This window comes from Indioceanicola profundi, assembly GCF_003568845.1.
Taxonomy (GTDB): Bacteria; Pseudomonadota; Alphaproteobacteria; order Azospirillales; family Azospirillaceae; genus Indioceanicola; species Indioceanicola profundi.
Window position 1 is genome coordinate 414,930 of record NZ_CP030126.1, and the last position, 26,971, is coordinate 441,900.

24 protein-coding genes and 1 tRNA gene are annotated in these 26,971 nt (G+C 66.7%); 16 read left to right on the top strand and 9 right to left on the bottom strand.

Translation table 11 applies throughout. The annotated features are described in order from the left end of the window. The first annotated feature begins 7 nt into the window (after positions 1-7). From DOL89_RS02040 to DOL89_RS02050, 3 genes are all read left to right on the top strand, one after another. Positions 8-895 carry a hypothetical protein gene (locus DOL89_RS02040; protein ID WP_119677652.1) on the top strand — a complete coding sequence of 296 codons (888 nt, stop codon included), beginning with the start codon at positions 8-10 and terminating at the stop codon, positions 893-895. 108 nt (positions 896-1,003) lie between these two features. After that, positions 1,004-1,396, top strand: coding sequence for a fluoride efflux transporter CrcB (gene crcB / locus DOL89_RS02045; RefSeq protein ID WP_119677653.1), 393 nt, complete (start codon positions 1,004-1,006; stop codon positions 1,394-1,396). Further along, the gene (locus tag DOL89_RS02050; RefSeq protein ID WP_119677654.1) at positions 1,393-2,394 is read left to right on the top strand and encodes an RluA family pseudouridine synthase; all 1,002 of its coding nucleotides are present in this window, start codon (positions 1,393-1,395) and stop codon (positions 2,392-2,394) included. Before crcB ends, DOL89_RS02050 begins: the two co-directional genes overlap by 4 nt. A 16-nt stretch (positions 2,395-2,410) precedes the next feature. Here the strand turns inward: DOL89_RS02050 and DOL89_RS02055 are convergent, their stop codons facing one another. Then, entirely contained in the window at positions 2,411-2,719 is a 309-nt protein-coding gene (locus DOL89_RS02055; protein ID WP_119677655.1) for a hypothetical protein, read from the bottom strand. A 265-nt stretch (positions 2,720-2,984) separates the two neighbouring features. Between DOL89_RS02055 and DOL89_RS02060 the strand changes: the two genes are divergently transcribed. The 5 genes from DOL89_RS02060 to DOL89_RS02080 all read left to right on the top strand — a co-directional run bounded on the left by DOL89_RS02060 (position 2,985) and on the right by DOL89_RS02080 (position 8,497). Beyond that, positions 2,985-3,659 carry an HAD-IA family hydrolase gene (locus DOL89_RS02060; protein WP_205574618.1) on the top strand — a complete coding sequence of 225 codons (675 nt, stop codon included), beginning with the start codon at positions 2,985-2,987 and terminating at the stop codon, positions 3,657-3,659. A gap of 33 nt (positions 3,660-3,692) precedes the next feature. Then, positions 3,693-4,388 (top strand): ATP12 family chaperone protein, encoded by a 696-nt coding sequence (locus tag DOL89_RS02065; RefSeq protein ID WP_119677656.1) that lies wholly within the window; start codon positions 3,693-3,695, stop codon positions 4,386-4,388. A gap of 108 nt (positions 4,389-4,496) precedes the next feature. Further along, complete coding sequence (locus DOL89_RS02070) at positions 4,497-6,029, top strand: acyl-CoA carboxylase subunit beta (protein ID WP_119677657.1); 1,533 nt, start codon at positions 4,497-4,499, stop codon at positions 6,027-6,029. Positions 6,030-6,216: 187 nt separating this feature from the next. After that, positions 6,217-6,519 carry an SCP2 sterol-binding domain-containing protein gene (locus DOL89_RS02075; RefSeq protein ID WP_119677658.1) on the top strand — a complete coding sequence of 101 codons (303 nt, stop codon included), beginning with the start codon at positions 6,217-6,219 and terminating at the stop codon, positions 6,517-6,519. Between the two features lie 193 nt (positions 6,520-6,712). Further along, complete coding sequence (locus DOL89_RS02080) at positions 6,713-8,497, top strand: potassium/proton antiporter (protein ID WP_119677659.1); 1,785 nt, start codon at positions 6,713-6,715, stop codon at positions 8,495-8,497. A 22-nt stretch (positions 8,498-8,519) separates the two neighbouring features. Here the strand turns inward: DOL89_RS02080 and cydB are convergent, their stop codons facing one another. Together cydB and DOL89_RS02090 are read right to left on the bottom strand one after the other, a co-directional pair. Beyond that, positions 8,520-9,548: a cytochrome d ubiquinol oxidase subunit II gene (cydB, locus tag DOL89_RS02085; RefSeq protein WP_318658524.1), complete on the bottom strand. Its 1,029-nt coding sequence runs from the start codon at positions 9,546-9,548 to the stop codon at positions 8,520-8,522. Between the two features lie 12 nt (positions 9,549-9,560). Beyond that, positions 9,561-11,009: a cytochrome ubiquinol oxidase subunit I gene (locus tag DOL89_RS02090; RefSeq protein WP_119680179.1), complete on the bottom strand. Its 1,449-nt coding sequence runs from the start codon at positions 11,007-11,009 to the stop codon at positions 9,561-9,563. 202 nt (positions 11,010-11,211) lie between these two features. On the opposite strand from DOL89_RS02090, the gene DOL89_RS02095 reads away from it, so the two are divergent. Then, on the top strand, positions 11,212-11,475 hold the full coding sequence (locus DOL89_RS02095; protein WP_162937274.1) for a 2TM domain-containing protein: 264 nt from the start codon (positions 11,212-11,214) through the stop codon (positions 11,473-11,475). Between the two features lie 10 nt (positions 11,476-11,485). Here the strand turns inward: DOL89_RS02095 and DOL89_RS02100 are convergent, their stop codons facing one another. Next, entirely contained in the window at positions 11,486-12,256 is a 771-nt protein-coding gene (locus DOL89_RS02100) for a hypothetical protein (protein ID WP_205574619.1), read from the bottom strand. Positions 12,257-12,259: 3 nt separating this feature from the next. Continuing rightward, the gene (lepB, locus tag DOL89_RS02105; RefSeq protein WP_119680181.1) at positions 12,260-12,991 is read right to left on the bottom strand and encodes a signal peptidase I; all 732 of its coding nucleotides are present in this window, start codon (positions 12,989-12,991) and stop codon (positions 12,260-12,262) included. Between the two features lie 209 nt (positions 12,992-13,200). On the opposite strand from lepB, the gene DOL89_RS02110 reads away from it, so the two are divergent. Together DOL89_RS02110 and DOL89_RS02115 are read left to right on the top strand one after the other, a co-directional pair. Next, positions 13,201-15,201 carry an acetyl-CoA carboxylase biotin carboxylase subunit gene (locus DOL89_RS02110; RefSeq protein WP_119677661.1) on the top strand — a complete coding sequence of 667 codons (2,001 nt, stop codon included), beginning with the start codon at positions 13,201-13,203 and terminating at the stop codon, positions 15,199-15,201. Between the two features lie 115 nt (positions 15,202-15,316). Continuing rightward, the gene (locus DOL89_RS02115; protein WP_119677662.1) at positions 15,317-15,595 is read left to right on the top strand and encodes an acylphosphatase; all 279 of its coding nucleotides are present in this window, start codon (positions 15,317-15,319) and stop codon (positions 15,593-15,595) included. Positions 15,596-15,614: 19 nt separating this feature from the next. Here DOL89_RS02115 and DOL89_RS02120 read toward each other — a convergent pair whose 3' ends face one another. Continuing rightward, complete coding sequence (locus tag DOL89_RS02120; protein WP_119677663.1) at positions 15,615-16,181, bottom strand: hypothetical protein; 567 nt, start codon at positions 16,179-16,181, stop codon at positions 15,615-15,617. A gap of 185 nt (positions 16,182-16,366) precedes the next feature. Here DOL89_RS02120 and mscL point away from each other — a divergent pair, with 185 nt between their 5' ends. Then, positions 16,367-16,792 carry a large conductance mechanosensitive channel protein MscL gene (gene mscL / locus DOL89_RS02125; protein WP_119677664.1) on the top strand — a complete coding sequence of 142 codons (426 nt, stop codon included), beginning with the start codon at positions 16,367-16,369 and terminating at the stop codon, positions 16,790-16,792. A gap of 40 nt (positions 16,793-16,832) precedes the next feature. Here mscL and DOL89_RS02130 read toward each other — a convergent pair whose 3' ends face one another. Both DOL89_RS02130 and lipB read right to left on the bottom strand, forming a co-directional pair. Further along, positions 16,833-17,042 carry a hypothetical protein gene (locus DOL89_RS02130; protein WP_119677665.1) on the bottom strand — a complete coding sequence of 70 codons (210 nt, stop codon included), beginning with the start codon at positions 17,040-17,042 and terminating at the stop codon, positions 16,833-16,835. Positions 17,043-17,053: 11 nt separating this feature from the next. Beyond that, complete coding sequence (gene lipB, locus DOL89_RS02135; RefSeq protein ID WP_119677666.1) at positions 17,054-17,725, bottom strand: lipoyl(octanoyl) transferase LipB; 672 nt, start codon at positions 17,723-17,725, stop codon at positions 17,054-17,056. Between the two features lie 217 nt (positions 17,726-17,942). On the opposite strand from lipB, the gene DOL89_RS02140 reads away from it, so the two are divergent. The 4 genes from DOL89_RS02140 (at position 17,943) to DOL89_RS02155 (ending at position 25,286) form a co-directional block, all read left to right on the top strand. Next, positions 17,943-18,027 (top strand) — tRNA-Leu (locus DOL89_RS02140). Between the two features lie 231 nt (positions 18,028-18,258). Further along, entirely contained in the window at positions 18,259-20,559 is a 2,301-nt protein-coding gene (locus tag DOL89_RS02145; protein ID WP_119677667.1) for an NADP-dependent malic enzyme, read from the top strand. A gap of 70 nt (positions 20,560-20,629) precedes the next feature. Then, complete coding sequence (gene mgtE, locus DOL89_RS02150; protein WP_119677668.1) at positions 20,630-22,033, top strand: magnesium transporter; 1,404 nt, start codon at positions 20,630-20,632, stop codon at positions 22,031-22,033. A gap of 226 nt (positions 22,034-22,259) precedes the next feature. Further along, the gene (locus DOL89_RS02155) at positions 22,260-25,286 is read left to right on the top strand and encodes a TonB-dependent receptor domain-containing protein (RefSeq protein ID WP_119677669.1); all 3,027 of its coding nucleotides are present in this window, start codon (positions 22,260-22,262) and stop codon (positions 25,284-25,286) included. A 152-nt stretch (positions 25,287-25,438) separates the two neighbouring features. Here DOL89_RS02155 and glpK read toward each other — a convergent pair whose 3' ends face one another. Then, complete coding sequence (glpK, locus tag DOL89_RS02160) at positions 25,439-26,941, bottom strand: glycerol kinase GlpK (protein WP_119677670.1); 1,503 nt, start codon at positions 26,939-26,941, stop codon at positions 25,439-25,441. Positions 26,942-26,971: the final 30 nt, after the last annotated feature.

The window sequence follows — 26,971 nt, forward strand, 5'->3', positions numbered from 1 at the left end:
AACCGGCATGGCTCCGCACTTCGACCGCGTCATCGGCATCGACTGGACCGGGGCGAATCCCGCGAAGGGGATCGCCATCGCGGACTGTTCCGCCGATGGGCTGGTGCGGCCCGTTTTCCCCTCCGGCCGGTACTGGCGGCGGGAGGAGGCGGTGGAATGGTTGGCGGGGGAACTCGCGGGCGGCGACCGGCTGCTGATCGGGATCGACTGCGCCTTCTCCCTGCCCTGGGTGCCGGGGGTGGGGTATCTGGACGGGCGCGTGCCCGATGTGGAGGACATCTTCGCCCTCTGGGAGCTGGTGGAGGAGGCGAGCGGCGGAGCGCCCGACCAGTTCGCCGGCCCGGCCGTGCTGGACCCGCGCTTCCATCCCAGCTTCTGGATCAACGGCCCGATGCCGGACCACTGGGGCGATGGCGATGCCAAGCGCCGGCGGACGGAAGTGGCGGCCGCCGCGACCGGGGCCGGCACGCCGGTTTCCGTCTTCAAGCTGGCCGCCGCGTCCAAGCAGGTGGGCAAGGCCTCCCTGGCCGGGATGCGCAGCCTGCGCGCGCTGCGCCGGCGGGCGGGAGCCGGGCGGCTGGCCGTCTGGCCGGCGGAGCCGACGGAGGGCAGGTCGGTGGTGGCGGAGATTTATCCGACCCTGTTCCGGAAGGCGGCCCTGCGCTCCGTCGTCAAGATCACCGGGCGCGAGGTGCTGGAGCGGGCCGTCCGGCATTTCGGCGCAAGGCTGGACCCGGCGGTGCCGGAAGGGTTCGACGACCATCTCGGCGATGCGCTGATCACCGCGGCGGGGCTGCGCTGGCTGATCCAGGAACGGCCGGAGGTCTGGCACCCGCCGGGACTTGCGTCGGACATGGCGCGGCGCGAGGGATGGATCTTGGGCGTCCATGGCTGACTTGCGCCGGCGCCATGCGGCGGGCAGTCTGTCCGTATTTCCGTCAGGTGCCGAATCAATGCCGAACCACCATGATGAGCACGCTCCCCGACCCGGGCGGGGACGGGCATGAACCCGTCCCTGACCGGCATCCTGGCGGTGGCCGCGGGCGGTGCGCTGGGGGCGACCGCGCGCTACCTGTCGGTCCTCGCCATCGGGCGATGGCTCGGGGCCGGCTTTCCCTGGGGGACGTTCGCGGTGAACGTGGCCGGGTCCTTTGTCATGGGGGTGCTGGCGGAACTGGCGATGCAGGCTTGGCAGCCCCCGCCGGAGCTGAAGCTGTTCCTGACGGTGGGGGTACTGGGCGGCTTCACCACCTTCTCCAGCTTTTCCCTTGATACGGCCCTGCTGATAGAACGGGGTGACTTCTGGGCCGCGGCGGCCTATGTGACGGGCTCCGTCCTGATCTCCATCGCCGCCCTGTTCGCAGGCCTGGCGCTTACCCGAATGTCCGTCGCATGAACAAGGTCGAAACCCGCATCGTCACCCAGGATGAGGCGGAGATGCGCCTGGACCGCTGGTTCAAGCGGTATTTCCCGCTGCTGGGCCATGGCGCGCTCCAGAAGCTGCTGCGCACCGGGCAGGTGCGGGTGGATGGCAAGCGGGCGGAAAGCAATACGCGCCTCGCCGCCGGCCAGTCCATCCGCATCCCGCCCATGCCGGACATCCCGCCCGAAATGCCTGACGCGCCGCCCCGCACGCCGCCCAAGCCGGCGGTGAGTGAGAAGGACGCGGCCGAGCTGCGCTCCCGCATCCTGTACCGCGATGACGACGTGATCGTGCTGGACAAGCCGGCCGGCCTCGCCACCCAGGGCGGTACGGGGCAGAGTAAGAATCTGGACGCCATGCTGGACGTGCTGCGCTTCGACGCGGCGGAGCGGCCGCGGCTGGTCCATCGTCTGGACAAGGACACCAGCGGCTGCCTGGTGCTGGCCCGCACGGCCGCGGCGGCGACGAAGCTGACTGCGGCCTTCCGCTCCCGCGACGCCCGCAAGATCTACTGGGCCGTGACCGTCGGCGTGCCGAAGCCGCACAAGGGCCGCATCGACCTGCCCGTCGCCAAGGAGGCCGGCACCCGTGGGGAGCGCATGGCCGTGGATGAGGAGGAGGGGCAGTCCGCCCTGACCTACTACACGGTGGTGGAGCATGCCCATAAGCGGGCGGCCTTCGTGGCGCTGTGGCCGCGTACCGGCCGCACCCACCAGCTCCGCGTCCATATGGACGCCATCGGCACGCCCATCCTGGGCGACGGGAAATATGCGGGGCAGGGGGCCTTCCTGCCCGGCGACACCGGCCTGCCGCGGCAGCTCCACCTGCATGCCCGCCGGATCGTCATGCCGCATCCCCGTGGCGGCGCCATCGACGTGACGGCGCCGCTGCCGAAGCATATGCAGCCGGCCTGGGACTATTTCGGGTTCGACGACAACCTGCGCGAGGACCCGTTCGCGGAGCTGGACTAAGTCCAGCTCCCCCGGCTCAGCAGCCGTTGCCCTCAAGCTGATAGCCGGTGACGATGTCGCTCTGCACCAGAAGCGTTTCGGTGCAGAAGATCAGCGTGCCGAACTGTGGGTCGCGGGCTGCCTGCATCAGCTTGACCTGCTGCGTGTCGTCGGACAGAGCCACCGTCTGCATGCGCGCGTAGATGTCCGCGGATGCGATCACCGATTTGCCGGGACGTCCGACAACCTCGGGAGACAGGCGCGCCTGCACCTTCTCCCCGTTCGAGCCGGAGCCGAGGGCGGTTACACAGCCCGTCAACAGCAAGCTCGCGGAAAGCGCGGGCATCAGTATGGAAGCTGCAACTCTCATGGCTATGTTCCACGGCCAAATGGACTAGACACAACGTAATATATCCTCGCTTGTTCTGCAACTGCCGACTAAAGGTCAGCTAAATTGTATCTATCTGAAGTACGAGAACTCGGCTCCATGCCCCGCCTGGGTCGTAGGGAAAGAAGCCCGGCTCTGCGCCCCCTTCGCTTCCGCCGACCCGCTGCCGGTGTTATTCAGCGTGGCTCCGGTCCGGCCGGCATCGCTTCTCAGGATCCAGTGCATGGTGCTCAAGCTCGCTCTGTTCGATTGTGACGGCACGCTGGTGGACAGCCAGGCGGCCATAGTCGCCGCGATGGAGGCTGGCTTCGCCGCCGTGGGGCGATCCGCTCCGTCGGCGGAAAGCATCCGCCGCATCGTCGGGCTGTCGCTGGTGGAGGCGGTGGCCCGGCTGATCCCGGAGGAGGATGCCGCGCTGCATGTGGAGATCGCCGAGGCCTACAAGGCCGCCTTCCAGACCAACCGGCTTGCCGGCCGCCATCCGGAGCCGCTCTATCCCGGGGTGCTCGCGGCGCTGGACCGGCTGGAGGAAGCCGGCTGCGTGCTGGGCATCGCCACCGGCAAGAGCCGCCGCGGCCTGATCGCCGTGCTGGAGCATCACGGGCTGCGCGACCGGTTCGTCACACTCCAGACTGCCGACTTCGTCCCCGGCAAGCCTCATCCGGAAATGGTGGAGCGCGCCATGGCGGAGGCAGGAGCGGACCGGCCAGGAACGGTCATGATCGGCGATACCACCTTTGACATGCAGATGGCCCGGAATGCCCGTGTCTCCGCCCTGGGGGTCACCTGGGGCTATCACGGCGAAGGGGAGCTGCGGGAGACAGGCGCCCACCGGATCGTCCACGATTATGGCAGCCTGCCTGACGCGGTGCTTGGCCTGATGGCTCCGACACACTAGCTGTGGTTCCGTATCGTTGTTGAGGACCGCGCCATGAAGCGCTTCTACAAGACCGCCACGGCGGAGCAGGCCGGCGAGGGCTGGCAGGTGCTGCTGGACGGCAAGCCGATGCGTACCCCCGCCAAGGAGATGCTGGTGGTGCCGACCCGACGGCTGGCGGAAGCCATTGCCGCCGAATGGAACGGACAGGGGGAAGAGGTGAAGCCGGCCACCATGCCGCTCACCCAGTTCGCCAGCACCACCATCGACGGTGTCCGGAACCGGCGTGACCTGGTGGTGGAAGCCGCCTGCGCCTATGCCGGCAGCGACCTGCTCTGTTACCGGGCCGACCACCCGCAGGAACTTGCCGACCGGCAGGCCGCCATATGGCAGCCGCTGCTGGACTGGGCCTCGGCCCGCTACGGGGCGACACTGGTCCCCACGGCCGGCATCGTCCACCGGCAGCAGGACGAGGCGGCGCTCACGGCATTGCGCCGGGCGGTGGAGGAGTATGATGATTGGCGGCTCTGCGCATTGCAGGGCGCTGTCGGCATCAGCGGCTCCCTGATCGTCGCCCTGGCCCTGATGGACGGCCGGCTGACGGCGGAGGAGGTGTTCGCCGTTTCCCAGCTCGACGAGAGTTTCCAGATCGAGAAATGGGGCGAGGATGCGGAGGCGGCCCGGCGGCGCGCGGCGCTGCGCGCCGATCTTGCGGCGACAGAGGCTTACCTCAAGCTGCTGGCCGCCTGACCCGGTCGGCTTCGGCGTGTCCGGCCCCTTTTCAGGTTGCGCGCCGGAATGCTATGTCCCTCATCCGTAAAGAGTTGGCGGATCACGCCGCCGGTGAGGGAGCGCGCCATGCAGGATATTCTGGAGAAGCTGGAGCAGATGCGGGCCGGAGCCCGGCTGGGCGGCGGCGAGAAGCGCATCGACGCGCAGCACGCCAAGGGCAAGCTGACCGCGCGGGAGCGCATCGACGTGCTGCTCGACGAAGGCTCCTTCGAAGAGTGGGACATGTTCGTCGAGCACCGCTGCACAGATTTCGGCATGGCGGAGCAGAAGGTGCCGGGCGACGGGGTGGTGACCGGCCACGGCACCATCAACGGCCGCCTGGTCTTCGTCTTCTCCCAGGATTTCACCGTGTTCGGCGGCTCCCTCTCGGAAGCCCATGCGGAGAAGATCTGCAAGGTGATGGACCAGGCGATGAAGGTGGGCGCACCCGTCATCGGCCTGAACGACAGCGGCGGGGCGCGCATCCAGGAGGGTGTCGCCTCGCTGGGCGGCTATGCCGAGGTGTTCCAGCGCAACGTGCTGGCCAGCGGCGTGGTCCCGCAGATTTCCCTCATCATGGGGCCGTGCGCCGGCGGGGCCGTCTATTCGCCGGCCATGACGGACTTCATCTTCATGGTGAAGGACAGCAGCTACATGTTCGTCACCGGCCCCGACGTGGTGAAGACGGTGACGCACGAGGTGGTGAGTGCGGAAGAGCTTGGCGGGGCCGTGACCCACACCGCCAAGTCCGGCGTCGCCGACCTCGCCTTCGAGAACGATGTGGAAGCCCTGCTGCAGGTGCGCCGCTTCGTCGATTTCCTGCCGCTCTCCAACCGGGAGAAGCCGCCGGCGCGGCCGACGCCGGATGCGGTGGATCGACCCGAACCCTCGCTGGATACGCTGATCCCGGCCAATCCGAACAAGCCCTACGACATGAAGGAGCTGATCCTGAAGGTCGTGGACGAGGCCGACTTCTTCGAGATCCAGCCGGACTTCGCCAAGAACATCATCACGGGCTTCGGCCGGATGAACGGCTCCACCGTGGGCTTCGTGGCGAACCAGCCCACGGTGCTGGCCGGATGCCTGGACATCGACAGCTCCATCAAGGCGGCGCGCTTCGTGCGCTTCTGCGACGCCTTCAACATCCCGATCGTGACCTTCGTGGACGTGCCGGGCTTCCTGCCGGGCACGGCGCAGGAGTTCAACGGCATCATCAAGCACGGGGCCAAGCTGCTCTTCGCCTATGCCGAGGCCACGGTGCCCAAGGTCACGGTGATTACCCGCAAGGCCTATGGCGGCGCCTACGACGTGATGGCGTCCAAGCATCTGCGCGGCGACCTGAACTATGCCTGGCCCTCCGCCGAGATCGCGGTGATGGGGCCGAAGGGCGCGGTGGAGATCATCTTCCGTCAGGACATCGGCGATCAGGCCAAGATCGAGGCCAGGACGGAGGAGTACCGGCAGAAGTTCGCCAATCCCTTCGTCGCCGCCTCCCGCGGCTATATCGACGACGTCATCATGCCGCACAACACCCGCAAGCGTATCTGCCGGGCGTTGGGCATGCTGAAGAACAAGCAGCTCCAGAATCCCTGGAAGAAGCACGACAACCTGCCGCTCTGACAGGCGGGGTGCGACGCCCGTAGGTCCGGCATCGCCCTTTCGGCGATGCTCCGACCTATGGGCTCCTCCGGATAAGCATCCTGTGGTCCTCTCCGAAGGCGCTTTGCACCGGGCTGCCCGGTCGGCTACACTGCCTTACCTTTACGTAAAGGTAACCAGCCAGAACCATTTCCCGGGAAGAGCGTCCATGTCCATCGATATGATCGAACAGCAGATGAAGTCGCGTTCCATGCAGTTCGCCGGGCTGAACGCCGTGGTGAAGTTCGATTTCGGGCAGGAGGGGAGCCTGATCGTCGACGGCAAGACCACGCCCCCGGCCATCGGCCGCACCGGCCCCGATCCGGACACCACGCTCTCCATCAGCAGCGGCGACTTCATCAAGTTGAGCCAGGGCGACCTGAACCCCACCATGGCCTTCATGACCGGCAAGCTGAAGGTCAGCGGCAATATGGGCGTCGCCATGAAGCTCTCCTCCATGCTGGAGGATTGAGACCGGCACGCAGGACAGGCCGATGTTGAATCGAGCGCCCCGACGGCAACGGCGGGGCGTTTTGATTTAGGAATCCTGAACGTTCGCGTCTGCCGCGCCGATTTGTCTCGCCTTAGCCGTTCCCTTTACCGCTTCCGACTTCGTATTCTGGTGTTGGGTATCTGGGAACATATGACGGGAAGGATCGGGCGGTATGATCGATGCAGTGAACTTCGCCATCCTGATCGGGGCGGGGCTCATTGTCGTCAGCGTCTTCACCAGCCTGATCTCCCAGCGTCTCGGGGCCCCCCTGCTTCTGATCTTTCTTGGCATCGGCCTTCTGGCGGGAGAAGACGGTCTACTCGGCATCGATTTCGACGACGGGTCGGCGGCCTATTTCATCGGGTCGCTGGCGCTGGCGATCATCCTGTTCGACAGCGGGTTTGAGACCAGGCTTCAAAGCTACCGGCTTGCGGCCGCCCCCGCCTTGACACTGGCGACTGTCGGGGTGGTATTCACCGCCGGGCTCCTGGGGGCGGCCGCCCACGTGCTGATCGGGCTGGACTGGATCGAGGCGGTGATGCTCGGGGCCATCGTCGCCTCCACCGACGCCGCGGCCGTGTTCTTCCTGCTCCGTGTCGGGGGGATCACGCTGCGCGAGAGGGTTCGCGCCACGTTGGAAATCGAATCGGGGACCAACGACCCGATGGCGATCTTCCTCACTTTGACCCTGGTGGAGCTGGCCGCCGCGCAGGATGGGCTGGGCGGCTTCGGGTGGGAGCTGGCCTGGACCTTCGTGCAGCAGATGGGGCTTGGCCTCGTATTCGGGTTGGTCGGCGGCATTGTCATCGCCCGGCTGCTGAACCGGCTGCGCGACCTGGACCCGGGGCTCTATCCCATCGCGGCGCTCAGCATGGCGCTGGTGGTGTTCGCCGCGACCGGCATGCTGGGCGGCAGCGGCTTCCTGGCGGCCTATCTGGCCGGGCTGGTGGCCGGGAACCGGCGCATCCGCCATGCGCCCCGGCTGCGCCGCTTCCAGGTCGGCATGAGCTGGCTGGCCCAGATCGGCATGTTCCTCACGCTTGGTCTGCTGGCGACGCCGTCCCAGTTCGGGGTGGTGGCGCTGCCGGCCGTGCTGTTGGCGCTGATCCTGATCTTCGTCGCCCGGCCGCTGGCGGTCTGGCTCTGCCTGCTGCCCTTCGGCTTTTCAGGGCGGGAGATCGGCTTCGTCGGCTGGGTCGGCCTGCGCGGGGCCGTGTCCATCCTGCTGGCGATCCTGCCGACCATCGGCGGGGTGCAGAATGGCGGGGTCTATTTCAACGTGGTCTTCATCATGGTCCTGGCTTCCCTGCTGATCCAGGGCTGGACCATCGGCTTCGCCGCCCGCCGTCTGCGTCTGGTCGTGCCGCCGCGCATCGGTCCGGTGGACAGGCTGGAGCTGGAGCTGCCCGGTGATGCCGGCCAGGAGGTGGTGGCCTACCGCATCCATGCCGACAGCCCGCTGTCGAAGGGGGAGCGCATCCCGCGCTGGGCGCGGCCGCACCTGATCGTGCGCGGCGACAAGACGCTGAAGATCCATAATGCCGGTTCGTTGCAGGCCGGCGACCATGTCTATCTCTTCGCCTCACCACGGCAGGTGGAACTGCTGGACAAGATCTATGCCGGCCCGGCCGTGGTTGAGGACCGGACCTTTTATGGCGATTTCCCGCTGCCGGCGGACGCCAAGCTGGGCGATCTGGCACGCCAGTACGGGATCGTGGTGGATGGCGCGGACACGGAGGCCTGCATCGGCGACCTGCTGATGCGGGAGTTCAACAACCGTCCGGAGTTGGGCGACAGGATGTCCCTCGGTCCCATCGACCTCGTGGTGCGCTCGCTGGACGATGGCGGGGCCGTGGCGGATGTCGGGATCGTGCTCGATCCGGAAGGGGAGGCGCAGCCGCCGGTCCGCGCCGGCTGGCTGGGTTGGCTGTTCCGGCGGGGCGGCCCCATCGCATGACCGCCCCGTTCCGTGCGCCGCGTCAGTGCCCGTATCCCTCGCCTTCCTGGAGCTTGCCGCGGAACACCCAGTAGGTGAAGGCGGTGTAGGCGAGGATGGTCGGGATCAGGAAGGCCAGGCCGATCAACAGGAAAATCTGGCTCTCCGGCGGGCTGGCAGCGTCCCAGATGGTGATATTGGGCGGGATCACATAGGGCCAGAGGCTGATCGCCAGACCGGCGAAGGCCAGAACGAAGATCACCAGCGCAAGTACGAAGGGCACCACATCCCGGCCGCCCCGGATTGCCGTCCACATCCAAGCGGAAACCAGCAGCGTAGTCACCGGCAGCGGTGCCAGATAGATGATGTTGGGGAAGGTGAACCAGCGTGCCCGCACCACCTCGTTCCAGGCCGGGGTGATCAGGCTGACCAGGGCGAAGAAGACCAGCACCCCCAGCAGAAGCTTCGGGGCCAGGCTGCGGCACCAGTCCTGCAGCGCCCCATGCGTCCGCCAGATCAGCCAAGTGGCGCCCAGCAGCGCGTAGCCCGTGACGATGGCGAAACCGCACAGGATGCCGAACGGGCTGAACCAGTCCCAGATGGAGCCGGAGAAGTCGCGGCCCGTCACCTCGAACCCGTCGATGAAGGCCCCCAGGATCAGGCCCTGGGAGAAGCTGGCGAAGAAGGAGCCGATAAAGAAGCTGGAGGTCCAGAGATACTTGCTGGAATGCGCCTTGAACCTGAATTCGAAAGCGACTCCTCTGAATATCAATGCGATCAGCATTAATAAGATCGGCATGTAGAGCGCCGGCAGCAAGATCGAATAGGCTAGGGGGAACGCCGCGAACAGCCCCGCCCCGCCCAGGATCAGCCAGGTCTCGTTCGCGTCCCAGATCGGGGCGACGGTGTTCATCATCAGGTCGCGGTCCCTTTCCCCGCCGGGCGCAAAGGGGAACAGGATGCCGACGCCGAGGTCGAAGCCGTCCATGAAGACGTACATGAACACCGCGAAGGCGACGATGCCCGCCCAGATCAGTGTCAGGTCGACGGAAATACCGGTTTCCGGTTGCATTGGCGCTCTCCCTTATTCGGCCGGGGCGGGACGTGGGCCGGGGCCAGTCCTGCTGCCGTGGGTGTCCTCGGGGCCTTCCAGGGCTTCCTCCGCGGCGGAGAAGGGCCGCTTCGGCCGGTTCGCACTCCTGTCCGGCGGCGGCACATGCGCTTCCGGCCCACGCTCGAAGATGCGCATCAGGTAGTAGATGCCGGCCGAGAACACGATGCAGTAGGTCAGGAAGAAGATGATCAGGCTGGTCAGCACGCCGGCGCCGGTGATGGCGGGGCTGACGCTGTCGGCCGTGCGCAGGATGCCGTAGACGGTCCAGGGCTGCCGGCCCACCTCCGTCGTGACCCAGCCGAACAGGATCGCGGCGAAGCCGATCGGCGTGCAGAACTGCAGGATGCGCAGATACCAGCGGGTCGTGTAGTGCTTGCGCCGCCACATCAGGAACACGCCGGTCACGGCCACGGCCAGCATCAGCATGCCCAGCCCCACCATGATGCGGAAGGACCAGAACACGATCCAGACCGGCGGCCTGTCCTCCGGCGCCACCTCCTTCAGCCCCTTGATCACCCCGTCCCATTCATGGGTCAGGATCAGGCTGCCCAGCTTGGGGATGGAGATTTCCCAGTGGTTCATCTCCGCCTGCTGGTCGGGGATGGCGAAGAGGATCAGCGGCGCTCCGGCGTGCGTTTCCCAGTGCCCCTCGATGGCGGCGAGCTTGGTGGGCTGGTGCTCCAGCGTGTTCAGACCGGTCAGGTCGCCGACGAAGATCTGCACCGGGGCCAGCACCGCGATCAGCCCCAGCGACATGTTCAGCCCGATGCGGGCGTAGATTTCATGCCGGTTGTTCAGCAGATGCCAGGCGCTGACGCCCGCGATGACGAAGCTGGTCGTCAGGAAGCAGGCGATCACCATGTGGAAGTAGCGGTAGGGGAAGCTGGGATTGAAGACGATGTCCCACCAGCTCTTCGGATAGAGCAGCCCGTCCTCCCGGATTTCATACCCGGCCGGCGTCTGCATGAAGCTGTTGGCCGACAGGATCCAGAAGGCGGAGATCAGCGTGCCCAGCGCCACCATGCAGGTGGCGAAGAAATGCAGCCAGGGCGGCACCCGGTCGCGCCCGAACAGCATCACGCCGAGGAACGTGGCCTCCAGGAAGAAGGCGGTCACCACCTCGTACTGGATCAGCGGCCCCAGGATATAGCCGCCGACATCGGAATAGCGGCTCCAGTTCGTGCCGAACTGGTAGGACATGACGATGCCGGACACGACACCCATGCCGAAGCTGACGGCGAACACCTTGGTCCAGAAACTGGACAGCCGTTTGTAGAGATCGTTCTTGGTCCACAGCCAGCGGCCCTCCAGCACGGCGATCCAACTCGCCAGGCCGATGGTGAATGCCGGAAACAGGATGTGGAAACTGATGGTAAAGGCGAACTGGATACGGGCAAGGAGCAGGGCATCAAGTTCCATGCGCGCGACCTCCGGCATCACGGCGGGGCTGCGGCCGCCGGGCGAGGATTGGACTCCCGCAGGCCGCCGCCGTTAGTACAGTCGGGGCGGGCGCCCCGAGGGTGCGGATACGGAACCGCCGTAGACGGACTCCGATCCAGACCCGTGCTGCCAACCAACGATCACGTGGAATAATCTCGAACGGAATTGTGGGATGGTGCGAATGACGCAGCCGGACGGCCCTGGAGAAGGGCACGAGGTGGATGAGGCGGCGGACCGGGAGACGGCGGCGCGGCGGCGGCGCGGCGCGCTGTTGAATCATTTCATCGCCTATTTCGCGGCGATGATCGTCCTGATCCCGGTGAATTTCCTGACCACGCCAGGCTATGCCTGGTTCGTGTTCCCGCTGGTCCTCTGGGGGGCTCCGCTGGCCATCCACACGGCCTTTGCGATGGGGCTGTTCGATGGCTGGCGGCGTGGCGGCTGAGGCTGGCGGGTCAGTCCGCCGCCAGTTCCAGGATTTCCCGCCGGATGGCGTCGGGCACCGTGGCGTGCCGTTCCAGCCAGGACAGGATGGCACGGGCGGCGCGGGGACAGCCCGCCAAGCCCGCCGCCATGTCCGGAAGCAGAATGGCCAGATCGGGATGTCGCCGCTCCACCCGGCGCTCCGGATTGAAGGGATCGGTCCCTATGTCCGGAGCCGGCGGCAGAGTCTGCTCCGCCAGACGCAGCAGATTGTCCAGGGCGTGGACCTGGATCGAGCGCATTCCGGCCAGCCGCTCCCCCCGCCGCCAGCGGGCGAGGCCGATATAGAGGTTGGACAGGATTTCCCCGGCAAGCCAGTCCGGATCGGCGGGCTGGAAGCCGCCGACGCGGCGTGGTTCCGTCAGGGCCGCGTCGAAGCCGTCCGCCTGCCAGACGATGCGGCCGGGAGCGAAGGGAATGGCGGCCAGCTCACCCGGTTCGAACACGGCGAATTCCAGGAACACGCCATCCTCATACAGTGCCTTCCAGCCATCGACGGTGTTGCGGTAGCACCAGCCGATGGGGCCGGCGGCGCGCAGCCACCAGAGATCCTCGATGAAGGCGCGCTTCTCCCCCTCCCGCACGATGGCAAAGAAATCGAGATCGCTCCACCGGTCCAGGCGTGCGGTATCTGCGGCGGAGCCCAGGGCGAGCAGGGCAAGGGCGCGACCGCTGTCGCGCAGACTGTCCGCGATGGCCTCCAGCCGTCTGATGCGCAACTCGACCGGGTCAGTCATGGCCATCGCTCAATCCGGTCGGCGGACAAGGCGGTCCGCCCAGAGGCCGCCGGGGCAGGCGAGGTCCGGTTCCTCCCGGCAGCCCTGCCAGGAAAAGGCGATCAGATCGGCGCGGCCCAGCAACCGCTCCATCGGCACGTAGCCGACATCGCGCAGGACGCGACTGTCGCCGGAATTGTCGCGGTTGTCGCCCAGCACGAAAAGGTGACCGGCGGGAACGGTATAAAGGGGCGTATTGTCGGCATGTTCATCGTCCGACAGCTCCAGAATCGGATGTTCCCGCCCCTCGGGCAGCCGCTCCAGATACTCCGTCACCTCGACGATGTCGCCCGTATGTTCGCGGTAGCTGTAGCGGCCGGTCTCCCTCCGCTCTACCAGCGTGTCGTTGATGTAGAGGCGGCCGGCGCGCATCTGGACCCTTTCCCCAGGCAGGCCGATCACACGCTTCACAAGGTCGTAATCCCCGCGCGGGTGGCGAAAGACCACGATGTCGCCCCGCGCCGGCATGCTCTCCAGAAGACGTCCGCTGCCTGTCGGCAGCTCGACGACTGGGGAGAATCGGCTGTAGCCGTAGGCGAACTTGGCGGCATAGAAGTGGTCGCCTACCCGCAGGGTCGGCAGCATGCTTTCCGACGGGACGTGGTAGGCGGCATAGGCCAGGGTGTTGAAGCCGAGATAGAGCAGCCCGGCGACAAGGATCGTGCCGCCCCAGTCCAGTACTTCACTCCGGATTCGCCGCATCGCTGTCGCCTCCCGCCTGGTCTTGCCGAAAGCATCCGCCGCTGCCTGTGGCCGGTCAAGGTCCACTCCGACGGGCGGATATGCGGCCATCCGGCGGATCATCCGGGGCCGACATTGACAATGGCGCGCGAATTGGGTGCATTTCCGGCAGCCCACGGTACGGGGCCACGCCAACGGCGGTCATAGAACAAGAAGGGGCGGAGCCGGCCATGTTTTCCAAGATCCTGATCGCCAACCGTGGGGAGATCGCGTGCCGCGTGATCAAGACGGCGCGGCGGATGGGCATCAAGACGGTCGCGGTCTATTCCGAGGCCGATGCCGGCGCGCTGCATGTGCAGATGGCGGACGAGGCGGTGGCGATCGGCCCGGCCCCGAGCGCACAGAGCTATCTTGTCGTGGACCGGATCGTGCAGGCCTGCCTGGATACCGGCGCGGAGGCTGTCCATCCCGGCTACGGCTTCCTGTCCGAACGGGCGGAGTTCTGCGAGAAGCTGAAGGCCCATGGCATCGCCTTCATCGGCCCGGACGTCCATGCCATCGGGGCCATGGGCGACAAGATCGAATCGAAGAAGCTGGCCCGCGAGGCCGGGGTCAGCACCGTTCCGGGCTATCTGGGCGTCATCAAGGACGATGCGGAGGCGGTCCGGATCGCCCGCGACATCGGCTATCCCGTGATGATCAAGGCTTCGGCCGGCGGCGGCGGCAAGGGCATGCGCGTGGCCTGGAACGATGCGGAGGCCAAGGACGGCTTCCGCAGCGCCACCAACGAGGCCCGCAGCAGCTTCGCCGACGACCGCGTCTTCATCGAGAAGTACATCACCGAGCCGCGCCACATCGAAATCCAGGTGCTGGCCGACGCGCACGGGGACTGCATCTATCTGGGTGAGCGTGAATGCTCCATCCAGCGCCGTCACCAGAAGGTGATCGAGGAGGCGCCCAGCCCCTTCCTGGACGAGGCGACCCGCCGGGCGATGGGCGAGCAGGCCGTGGCGCTTGCCAAGGCGGTTCAGTACCGCAGCGCCGGCACGGTGGAGTTCATCGTCGACAAGGACCGGAACTTCTATTTCCTGGAGATGAACACCCGCCTGCAGGTGGAGCATCCGGTGACGGAGATGGTCACCGGGCTGGATCTGGTGGAGCTGATGATCCGCGTGGCGGCGGGTGAGAAGCTGCCCATCGGCCAGGACGATGTGAAGCTCAACGGCTGGTCCATCGAGTCCCGCGTCTATGCCGAGGACCCGACTCGCAACTTCCTGCCCGCCATCGGCCGCGTCACCCGCTACCGCCCTCCGGCGGAAGGCGAGCGAGCGGGCGGCACCATCGTGCGCGTGGATACCGGCGTCTATGAGGGCGGCGAAATCTCCATGTACTACGACCCCATGATCGCGAAGCTGATCACCTGGGGTCCCGACCGCGCCACGGCGGTGCAGGCCATGGGGGAGGCGCTGGACGCCTTCCAGATCCGTGGCGTCGGCCACAATATCAGCTTCCTGAACGCCATCATGGAGAAGGGGCGCTTCCGGGAAGGCCGGCTGACCACCAACTTCATCGCCGAGGAGTTCCCGGAGGGATTCCACGGGCTGGCGCTGGAGGATGAGGCGCTGGGCCGTCTGCTGGCCGTGGCGCTGGCCTGCCACCGCCGCATGGCGGAACGGGACGGGCTGGTCAGCGGGCAGGTGCCGGGCCACGCCCGCCGCACCGCCGACCAGTGGGTGGCGCGGGTCGACCGCACCAACCACCCGGCCACGGTGCGGCCGGTGGATGGCGGTGCGGAGGTGGCCCTGGGCGAAACCGTGCTGCCGGTGCGCACGGGCTGGGAAATCGGCGACACGCTGTGGACCGGAACCGTGGGCGGCGAGCCCATGACGGTGCAGGTGGAGCGCCGTGGCGTGCGCTGGGCGCTGTTCCATGCCGGCTCGGAACTCACCATCGAGGTGCTGACGCCCAAGGCGGCGGCGCTGGCGGAGCTGATGCCGGTCAAGCTGCCGCCGGACATGTCGAAGTTCCTGCTCTCCCCCATGCCGGGGCTGCTGGTCAGCGTGGCCGTGGCGGAAGGAGAGGAGGTCAAGGCCGGGCAGGAGCTGGCCGTGGTCGAGGCCATGAAGATGGAGAACATCCTGCGCGCGGAGAGTGACGGCGTGGTCAAGAAGGTCCATGCCGAGAAGGGAGCCTCCCTCGCCGTCGATGAGAAGATCATCGAGTTCGAGTGAGCAGCCGCCGCGTAATAGGGAAGGGGGCCTTGACCGGATGGCCCGCCGGAAAACTTGATAGGAAGCGTGCGGGCGTTCCAGGAAATGCCCGCGAATGCCAGACCAGAGGGTGCCTATGACCGCCGAGCGCCGTGCCGTCCAAGTCGTCATCTCCGGCCGGGTCCAAGGGGTCGGCTACCGGGCCTGGACCGTCGAGCAGGCCGGGCTCCGCGAGCTGGCCGGCTGGGTGCGCAACCAGCCGGACGGCACCGTCGAGGCGGTGTTCGCCGGTGATGCGCTGGACGTGGATGCCATGCTGGACAGTTGCTGGAAGGGCCCGGCCGGCGCCCTGGTCACCGACATCAAGGTGGCGGAGACCGAAGAGCCCGGCCTGACCGGCTTCAGCCAGCGTTAGCCGCGCCGCTTCCGGGCACTCAGTGCACCGTATCGCTCTGCGGCAGGATCAGCAGGGCCCGCGGTGCGCGCCGCGGGGCGGCGGTACCGCCCGCCGGCGGCAAACGCAGATTCGCTTCCAGCAAGGCGGCGCCCAGCATGCGGAATACCGGTGCGGCCACCTGCACCGCGCCTGGAACCAGCACCTCCCGCGCCAGGAACATGGTGGAGGCGTCGTCGCCCGCCTGGCCCAGCGCCGCGAGGCGGAGCAGCAGCCGCTCATCGTCCGACACGGCCGGGCAGCGGGGGCACTTCACCTCCATCGGGCGGCAGGCACCCTCGGTCAGGAAGATCATCACAGCCTCCAGCGGTTCGGCCGCCGCCTCCGCCATGCCTTCGGCGAAGGTGCGGCGGATGCAGCCCATGACCGGCACGCCTAGCCGCAGGCCGCCGACATAGGTGCGCATCCCCCAGAGCAGCAGCCGCTCCGCCGGCGTGAGATAGGCAGCCTGCCGGCGACACTCGCCGCCGTGCTCCTGTTCCGCGCCGCCGCCGGCCTCCCGCTCGGCATCCGCCCCATGCCCCTGCGTTCGCTGGTCCCGCCGCATCGCCGTTTCCTCCTGTTGGTGGCGCAACTCGGGAACGCTAGCGCTAATGCGAATGACTCGCAATAGCAGTCGTCGCGGATTTGGTGCGGGCGGGCTGTTTTCATCCTGCGCATCCGGGTTATGTATGGCGCGACCGATATGGTGGCGTCGGAGACTGTCCGGCGGCCGGACTTTGGAGCGGATGGATGCTGCAGGAATTCAAGAAATTCGTCAGCCGGGGCAATGTGATCGATCTCGCCGTCGGCATCATCGTCGGCGCGGCCTTCACAGGTATCGTGAACTCGCTGGTCAACGACATCCTGATGCCGCCGCTGGGGCTGGTCACCGGCGGGCTGGACTTCACGAATTACTTCGTGGCGCTGGGCCCCGGCGATTATCTCACCCTGGAAGAGGCGAAGAAGGCCGGGGTCGCGACGATCAATTACGGCCTGTTCCTGAATGCGGTGATCAAGTTCCTGATCGTCTCCTTCGCCATCTTCATCCTGGTGAAGCAGGTGAACCGGTTCCGGGCGAAGGAGGATGCGGCTCCGACCCCGCCATCCAAGCAGGAGGTGCTGCTGGCGGAAATCCGGGATGTCCTGAAGGAGGGCGTCCGCCGCCCGGCGGAGTAGGGGCGCATGCCGGCTTCCGGTCGATCCGACCGGACCCTCTTCAGCGCCGCCCCTCCATCAGGTCCTGGATGCGCGAGAGGTGGGCGCAGATGCGGCCCAGCGCCAGCAGGATCACTCCCAGCAGCAGCGCGATCAGGCCGGGGCCGTAACTCTCCGCCGTGGGGGCGGTGAGGATGAACAGGCTGATGACGACGGTGATGCCGCCAACGATGTAGAGCACCAGGGCGGTGATGGAGCGGCGGTCCTGCATCCGGGCGGCTCTCAGGCGCAGGCGGGGCGCAGGGCGGCGTCCTCCAGGAACACCTCCCGGAACGCCTCCTTCATCGCGGCATCCACCTCCGCCATGGTGACGATGTTGCCGAGCGCTGCCAGCGAGGTGACGCCATGCTCCCGGATGCCGCAGGGGACGATGCCGCCGAAATGGTCCAGGTCCGGCTCCACATTCAGGGACACGCCATGGAAGCTGACGCCGCGGCGCACCCGGACGCCGATAGCGGCGATCTTGTTCTCCACGCCAGGCTGGCCATGGGCGGCCATGTCCACCCAGACGCCGACGCGGCCGCACCGCCGCTCCCCCTTCACCGCGAACTGGGCCAGGGTGCGGATGAGCCATTCCTCCAGCCGCCAGACGAAATCGTGCAGGTCGCCGCCGCGGGCCTGCACGTCCAGCATCACATAGCCGATGCGCTGGCCGGGACCGTGATAGGTGTACTGCCCGCCGCGGCCGGCCTGGAACACGGGAAAGCGCTGCGGCGTCAGGAGGTCGCCGTCCTTGGCGCTGGTGCCGGCGGTGTAGAGCGGCGGATGCTCCAGCAGCCAGATGGTTTCCGGGGCCGCGCCGGCGCGGATGTCCGCCACCCTGTTCTCCATGAAGGACAGGGCCTCCGGATACTCCACCAGCCGTTCGCTGATCCGCCACTCGATGGACGACATGCCTGAACCCGTCAGAAAAGATGCTGCCGATATGTAGGGCAGGCGGCGGCCATGGTCCATCCTGGTGGGCGCGAAGGGCGGTATGCAGGGATAATGTGGGCGTGGAGGACATTCCTGCGGAACGCACCGGAATGCTCTTGAACAGTGCCCGGCGATTTGCTATCTCCCGCGGACCCACCGCCAAGGACTACCAGCCGGCGGTGCGGAGGGACAGAGTGCGGTCGTGGCGGAACTGGTAGACGCGCAGCGTTGAGGTCGCTGTGGGGCAACCCGTGGAAGTTCGAGTCTTCTCGACCGCACCATCCTCGAAAAAGGGCTGCAACCCGACGGGTTGCAGCCCTTTTCGCTTTTCGGGGTTCAGGTGCGGCCGACCGTCGGCCCGGCAACTTTCCCACGCCGACACCCCAGACTTTCCCGCATTGCCCTGGACATTTCCGCCCGCCCCGGCCTAAGCAGGGCAGTCTCTGCTGCGTTGGCGGATTCGTTCGCGCCGGCGCAGATTTCCCGCCTGGAATGCCCAAGGGTGACGGTCCATGTCCGACAGCTTCCGCGACGCCGCTCTCGATTACCACCGGCTTCCGACGCCGGGTAAGATCGCAGTCACGCCGACCAAGCCGCTGGCGACCCAGCGCGATCTGGCGCTGGCCTATTCCCCCGGCGTGGCGGCGGCCTGCGAGGCAATCGTCGAGGACGAGGCGAATGCCGCCCTCTACACCTCCCGCTCCAACCTGGTGGCGGTGATCACCAACGGCACGGCGGTGCTGGGCCTCGGCGACATCGGCCCGCTGGCCTCCAAGCCGGTGATGGAGGGCAAGGGCGTCCTGTTCAAGAAGTTCGCCGGCATCGACGTCTTCGACATCGAGGTGAACGAGAAGGACCCGGAGAAGCTGGTCGAGGTGATCGCGGCGCTGGAGCCCACCTTCGGCGGCATCAACCTTGAGGACATCAAGGCGCCGGAATGCTTCTACGTGGAAAGCAAGCTGCGCGAGCGGCTGAAGATTCCCGTCTTCCATGACGACCAGCACGGCACCGCCATCATCGTGGCCGCCGCCATCACCAACGCGCTGGCGCTGACCGGCCGCGACATCGGCTCGGTGAAGCTGGTCTGCTCCGGCGCCGGGGCCGCGGCGATGGCCTGCCTGGACCTGCTGGTCGACATGGGCATGCCGGTGGAGAACATCTGGGTCAGCGACATCAAGGGCGTGGTCTATGACGGCCGCACCGAGCTGATGGACCCGCGCAAGCAGCGCTACGCCAAGCCCACGAACGCCCGAACCCTGGGCGATATCATCGAGGGCGCCGACATCTTCCTGGGCCTGTCCGCCCCGCGCGTGCTGACGCCGGAGATGGTGTCGCGCATGGCGAATGGCCCCATTGTCATGGCCTTGGCGAACCCCACGCCCGAGATCATGCCGGAACTGGTGAAGTCCGTCCGCCCCGACGCCATCATCGCGACCGGCCGGTCGGACTATCCGAATCAGGTCAACAACGTCCTCTGCTTCCCCTTCATCTTCCGCGGCGCGCTGGATGTCGGCGCGACCACGATCAACGAGGCGATGAAGATCGCCGCTGTGCGCGCCATCGCCGAGCTGGCGCGGGCGGAGGCCAGCGATGTGGTCGCCACCGCCTATGGCGACAGTTCCCCCGGTTTCGGGCCGGAATATCTGATCCCGCGGCCGTTCGATCCGCGCCTGATCCTGCAGATCGCCCCGGCCGTGGCCAAGGCGGCCATGGACAGCGGCGTGGCCCGCCGGCCCATCGAGGATTTCGACGCCTACCGCGACCGGCTGTCCCAGTTCGTCTTCCGCTCCGGCCTGCTGATGAAGCCGGTCTTCGCCCGCGCCAAGTCCGACCCGCGGCGCGTCGCCTATGCCGAGGGCGAGGAGGAGCGGGTGCTGCGCGCGGTGCAGTTCGTGGTGGATGACAATCTTGCCCGTCCGGTCCTGATCGGCCGGCGCGAGGTGGTGAACCGCCGCATCGAGAAGCTGGGCCTGCGCATCCGCACCGGCGAGCATTTCGACCTGGTCGATCCCCAGGCTGACGCCCGCTACAACGATTACTGGACCGCCTATCACGATGTGATGCAGCGCCGCGGCGTCAGCCCGGACCGGGCGCGGCAGGTGGTGCGCACCAACTCCACCGTGATCGGCAGTCTGATGCTGCGCAAGGGCGATGCCGACGCCATGGTCTGCGGCACGGTGGGCCTCTACGACTGGCACCTGAAGCATGTGCTGGACGTGGTCGGCCTGCGCCGCGGCGTGCAGGTGCCGGCCTCCCTTTCCGTGCTGATCCTGAACCGGGGCACGTTCTTCCTGGCCGACACCTATGTGAATCCCGACCCGTCCCCGACGGAAATCGCCGAGATGACGAAGCTGGCGGCGGAGGAGGTGCGGCGGTTCGGTGTCACGCCGAAGGTAGCGCTGCTCTCCCACTCCAACTTCGGCAGCCATACGGACGCTTCGGCCGTGAAGATGCGTGAGGCCTTGGGTGAGATCGAAGCGCGCTGCCCCGGCCTGGAGGTGGAGGGCGAGATGCATGCCGACGCGGCGCTGTCGGAGGAGATCCGGCTCCGCATCTTCCCGAACTCCCGCCTGAAGGGGGAGGCGAACCTGATGATCATGCCGACCCGCGATGCCGCGAACATCGCCTTCAATCTGGTCAAGGTCCTGGGCGACGGTCTGGCGGTCGGGCCGGTGCTGCTGGGGGCCGCCCAGCCGGCGCATATCCTGACGCCCAGCGTTACGGTTCGCGGAATTGTCAACATGACGGCGCTGGCCGTCGTCGATGCCCAGATGCATTCTGCGGCCGAACCGCCCGGAAGCTTCGCCATCTGACATCCCGCCCTGCAACCCGGTCTTCCGCCACGCCCCACCTCCGCCGCCCAGCCAAGGTGTCCGCTTCCGCATGAGCCACGCCGACATCCGCCCCGATAACGAGCGCGATGAGGAGCAGCACCCCGAGGAATGGGAGTTGCGCCTGCGCGAAGTTCACTTCCTGCTGGAGCAGGGGGAGGAACAGAGGCTGCGCGCGCTTCTGGCGGGCATGCATGCGGGCGATATCGCCCACGTGCTGGAGCAGGCGGATGGTGAAGACCGGGAGCGGCTGGTCGAGCTGATGCGGCCGGATTTCGACGCGGAGGTGCTGGCCTATCTGCCGGGCGAGCTGCGCGACGAAATCATCGAGACGCTGCATCCCAAGGAGTTGGCCGCCGCTGTTGCCGAGCTGGATACTGATGACGCGGTGGACGTCATCCAGGATCTGGATGAGGAAGCGCGGCGGCAGATCCTGGAAAATCTGCCGCCTGAGGCGCGCGCGCTGGTCGAGGAAGGCCTGACCTTCCCGGAATATTCCGCCGGCCGGCTCATGAGCCGCGAGTTCGTATCCGTCCCGCAGTTCTGGACGGTGGGGCGGCTGCTGGATTATCTCCGCGCTGCGGCCGGCACCGACGACAGCGAACTGCCGGAACAGTTCTACGACATCTTCATCATCGATCCGATGTACCGGGTAGCTGGCGCGGTGCCGCTGTCGCGCGTCATGCGGGCGAAGCGCTCGGTGAAGCTCAAGGACATCCTGACCGAGGATATCCACCGCATCCCGGCCACCATGGACCAGGAGGAGGTTGCCCGGCTGTTCCGCCGCTATGCCCTGGTCTCCGCCCCCGTGGTGGACAAGTCCGGACGCCTGATCGGCGTCATCACCGTTGACGACGTGGTGGACGTGATCGAGGAGGAGGCCGAGGCCGACCTGCTGGCGCTGGGCGGCGTCGGCGAGGACGACCTTTACCGGGCCGTGCTGGACACCACCAAGTCCCGATTCTCCTGGCTGGGCGTCAATGTGGTCACCGCCTTCATCGCGGCGACCGTGATCGGGCTGTTCGAGGCGACGATCGAGCAGGTCGTGGCTCTGGCCGTGCTGATGCCCATCGTCGCCAGCATGGGGGGCAATGCCGGCACGCAGACGCTGACCGTGGCGGTGCGCGCCCTGGCGACGCGGGAACTCACCAGCTCCAACGCCAAGCGCGTGATCGGAAAGGAACTGCTGGTCGGTTTCCTGAACGGCGTGCTGTTCGCAAGTATCGTCGGCATCATCGCCACCCTCTGGTTCCGGCAGCCGCTTATCGGGGCGGTGATCGCCGGCGCCATGGTGACCAACATGGTCTGCGCCGGCCTGTTCGGAACCCTGATCCCGCTGACGTTGGACCGGCTCAAGATCGACCCGGCGGTTGCATCCGGCGTCTTCCTGACCACAGTCACCGACGTGGTTGGATTCTTTGCTTTTCTCGGGCTGGCGACGCTCGTCCTGCTTTGAGACTTCCAGCTTATCTCTTCTGACGGCGCCGGGTCCGCGTCCCAGGGCGACCCGGGTTCACGCATCCGTAATTGTTGCATTGCAATTTTGCAACAATTCGCTCGAAACGTTCGTGCTGTTGCGAGAAAAGGACATTTCGCAAATCCAATCGGGGTAGCTTATGCGCCTTCGGAGGGTGGGGGTTGCCTTCGGGGCCCACCTTTCGGGAGATGCGAAGAGGAAGATAATGAAGCAGAGAACAGGATACAGGACGCTGCGCGGAGCCCTGCTGGTGAGCGCCGCCGCGGGTCTACTGATTAGCGGACAGGCTTACGCGCAGGAAACGGGGCAGACCGAGCCGACTTCCCAGGAACTTGAGGAGCTGGTCGTCGTGGGTTCGCGCATCCGGCGCGACACTTTCAACGCTCCTTCGCCGATTCAGGTCATCACCCGTGAGGAGAGCACGCTCGCCGGCTTGACCTCCGCGGCCGACCTGCTGCAGGGCACGGCTGTGACGGGCGGTACCGCCCAGATCAACAACGCTTTCGGCGGCTTCGTCACCAACGGCGGTCCGGGTGCGAACACGCTCTCGCTGCGCGGCCTCGGCGCCGGTCGTACCCTGGTCCTGATCAACGGCCGTCGCGTGGCGCCGGCCGGTACGCGCGGCGCTGTCGGTTCGGCCGACCTGAACGTGCTGCCGAACGCCATGATCGAGCGCGTCGAAGTGCTTCGTGACGGCGCGTCCTCCATCTATGGCTCCGATGCCATCGCCGGCGTGGTCAACGTCGTCACCCGAAGCGACATCGAGGGCGTGACGGTCGAAGGTCAGTACAACCGGCCGTTCAATGAGGGCGGCGAGCAGGGTCGCTTCTCTATCGTCGGCGGCGCCTCCGGCGACCGCTGGAAGGTGGCTGGTTCGTTCGAGTTCTATGAGCGCGAGGAGCTGACGCTCGCCGACCGCGACTGGACCCGCTGCAACACCGATTACCTCTTCGACCCGACCACGGGTGAGAGCGCCGATTACATCGATCCGCTGACCGGCCGGCCGAAGTGCTATCCGATCTCCAGCACCGGCTCGAACGGCGTCACCATCAATACGCTTGGTACGGCCAGCATGGCCGGCGTGGCTGCTCCCGGCGCAGTTCTCGCTGACGGGACCATCCCGACAGTCTTCAACCGCTGGCGGCCGAATGCCGCAATCACGACGGGCGACCTCCCCGGCTTTGAGGGTGTCGGCGGTCCGGGTGGCATCGACCTGAATGTCCGCGACACCTTCGATCCGCGGATGCTCAATGAATCCCTGATCTCGCCGGTTCAGGTCTACACCGCCTTCGGCCAGGCCTCCTATGAGTTCGAGGCGCTGGGCAATGCCGAGGTCTATGCGGAGTTCCTGGGCAACAAGCGCGACTCGCAGCAGACCGGCTATCGCCAGCTCAGCCTCGACTACGCGGTGGGCAGCCCGCTTCTGCCGGAAAGCATGCAGGACCTCGCGCCGTTCCTGGGCCCGCAGCCGATCACCAATGGCCAGAATGTCGCTGCCCGCGCCTTCATCGGCTTCGGCAATGACAAGAGCGAGCAGAGCGTCGAGTACTACAAGGGTACCGCCGGTGTCCGTGGCGACCTGACCTTCCTGCCGGACTGGCGCTATGACGCGAATGTGAGCTACGCACGCTCCGACGCGAAGTACATGTTCGAGCAGTTCCTGATCGACCGTCTGTCCGAGAGCCTGGACGTCGTCGCGGCTCCCGCCGGTCTGGATGCCTCCCTCATCCGCCGCGCTGCCGACGGGTCGAGCATCACCTGCCGCGTCAACACCACCAACCCGGCTCGCGGCTGTGTCGCTGCTCCGGTCCTGAACACGCAGACCCTCGCCGGCCAGCTGCCGGAAGACTGGGTCGACTATGTGTTCCGGCCCGTTATCGGCACGACCGTGTATGACGAGTGGAACGCCAGCGCCTCTGTCGACGGTCCGCTGGTCGATCTGCCGGCCGGCGAGGCCATGGGCGCCTTCGGCGTGGAGTTCCGCCGCTCCGAGATCAACGACACGCCTGGCGAAGACATGATCAACGCCAACCTCTACAACTTCTCGACCGCTACGCCGACCCGCGGCGACGACTCGGTGATCGAGGCGTTCGGCGAAGTCGAAGTTCCGCTGCTGGCCAACCTGCCGTTCATCAAGGAACTCACCGTCAACGGTTCTGCCCGTTACACGGAATATGATTCCTACGGCTCCGACTGGACCTACAAGGCCGGCGGCGTCTATCGCCCGCTGGAGTGGCTGTCGTTCCGCGCCAGCTACGGCACGTCTTACCGCGCGCCGGCGCTGTTCGAGCAGTTCCAGGGTGCCACCAGCGGCTTCCTCAGCCAGCAGGGCGATCCCTGCAACAACTACGGTGGTCCGAACGTCAACCCGAACCGGGCTGCCAACTGCGCCGCCGAGCTGCCTGGCCAGCCTGACTTCCAACAGACTCAGAGCATCCGGGTCTTCTCCCAGGGCGGTGCTGCCCAGGGGCTTGAGGCCGAGACGTCCGACAACCTCACCCTGGGCGTGATCCTGCAGCCGGAGCTGCCGGAAGCCTTCGGCGAGTTCGCCTTTGCGGTCGACTATTATGACATCAAGGTCGAAAACGGCGTTTCCCGCGTGGGCTCCGCCGCTCTGCTCAGCCTCTGCTATAACGATCCGGCGTTCCGTTCGGGTGGCGGCTACTGCCGCTTCATCGAGCGTGACGAGAACAATGCCCTGACCGTGTTCGATGCCTACACCAACATCGCCACGCAGATCGTGACGGGTGTGGACTACAGCATGCGCTGGACCCGCGACATCGGGCCGGGCAACTTCCGCTTCAACGCCCAGCTGAGCCAGTATCTGGAGCAGAAGGACAAGCTGTTCCCGGACGATCCGTACGACAACTACAACGGCACGATCGGCAACCCGCGCTGGACCGGCACCTTCGATGCCAGCTACCGGTACGCGGAGTGGACGTTCCGCTACGGTGTCGACTGGATCGATGGCATGGACAGCACGACCTACCTCGAGGTGGATCCGGCTGCCGATCCGTACGTTTTCAAGGTCGACGACTACTTCGAGCACTACCTCTCGGTCCAGTACGCCGAGGAGGACTGGTCGGTGACGGCCGGCGTGCGGAACCTGTTCGACAAGGAGCCGCCGCAGATCTCCATGGGCTATTACAACCGGGTCGGCAACGCCCCGCTGTACAGCGGCTACGATTACGTCGGCCGCGAGCTCTTCGTGACCCTGTCGAAGTCCTTCTAAGGACCAAACGAGGCCTCCCCCAGATCCGGGGGAGGCCGGAACGAACCCTCGAGCTTTCTGGCATCGAGCAGAATGGAAAGGCCGCGGCATCCACCGCGGCCTTTCTTGTTCCTTGCAGGAATGAGCGGCCGGACTGGCCGGACCTTTACCGCTCACCCCGTCCGGACCCGCCGCACCGCATCCTGCCATCCGGCGTAGAGGGCGGCGCGCTCCCGCTCGTCGAGGCGCGGTTCGAAACGCCGGTCCAGTCTCCAGGCTTCCGCCAAAGCTGTACGACCGGAATAGAGCCCGGCATGCAGGCCTGCCAGGAAGGCCGCTCCGAGTGCCGTCGTCTCCGTCACGGCGGGCCGCTCAACCGGAACGCCCAGCATGTCGGCCAGGAACTGCATCAGCCAGTCATTCTCCGCCATTCCGCCATCCACCCGCAGAGTGTGTGGAGTTAGCCCGCCGGACAGGCAGTCGGCATCGGCCCGCATCGCCTCCATCAGGTCACGGGTCTGGTAGGCCACGGCCTCAAGCGCCGCCCGCACCACCTCTGCCACTCCGGTATCCCGGGTAAGACCGGTCAGCGCGCCGCGTGCATCGGGGTCCCAATAGGGCGCGCCAAGGCCGGTGAAGGCGGGAACCATGTAGACGCCGCCGGTGCCGCGCGCGTCGGCGGCCAGCCGCTCCGAACTGGGAGCGTCGGAAATAATGCGCAAACCATCCCGTAGCCATTGTATCGCCGCTCCCGCCACGAAGATGGAGCCTTCTATCGCGAAGGTCGGCACGCCATCGAAACGGTAGGCCAGCGTGGTCAACAGCCGATGGCCGGACAGCACCGGCTCCGCCCCGATGTTCAGCAGGGCGAAACAGCCGGTGCCGTAGGTGCTCTTGATCATTCCAGGCTCGAAACAAGCCTGTCCCACCGTGGCGGCCTGCTGGTCGCCAGCCATCCCGGTGACCGGAATGGGACGGCCCAGAAGCGATGCATCGGCAATGCCGAAATCGGCGGCATTGTCCCGCACCTCCGGCAGCAGGCTTTGCGGAATCGCAAACAGGTCCAGCAGGTCCCCATCCCAATCCTGGGTCTGGAGGTTGAAGAGAAGGGTGCGGCTGGCATTGCTGGCGTCCGTGGCATGCACCCGCCCTCCGGTCAGCCGGTACAGAAGCCAGGAATCCACTGTGCCGAAGCACAGCTCTCCCCGTTCCGCCCGGGTGCGGGCTCCGGGTAGATGCTCCAGCATCCAGGCCAGCTTCGTCGCGCTGAAATAGGGATCGATCAGCAGGCCGGTCCTGGCCCGCACCATCTCCTCCGCCCCGTCCGCCTTCAGGTCGCGGCACAGGGCAGCGGTGCGGCGGTCCTGCCACACGATGGCGTTCATCACCGGAGCACCTGTCGCCCGGTCCCACAGCACCGCGGTTTCGCGCTGGTTTGTTATGCCGATGGCAGCGATTGCGGCGGCATCCAGCCCCGACCGTTCCAGCGCGCCGCGGCAGACCACCTGGGCATCGCGCCAGATATCCTCGGGATCATGTTCGACCCAACCGGCCTGCGGATAGAACTGCCGAAGTTCGCGCTGGGCGGTGGCGACCGGCTGCCCCGCCGCATCGAACAGGATGGCGCGGGTGGATGTCGTGCCCTGGTCGATCGCCAGCACATGCGTGCCCGCCATTATGGTTCCTCCCGGTCCGGTTCCGTTTTC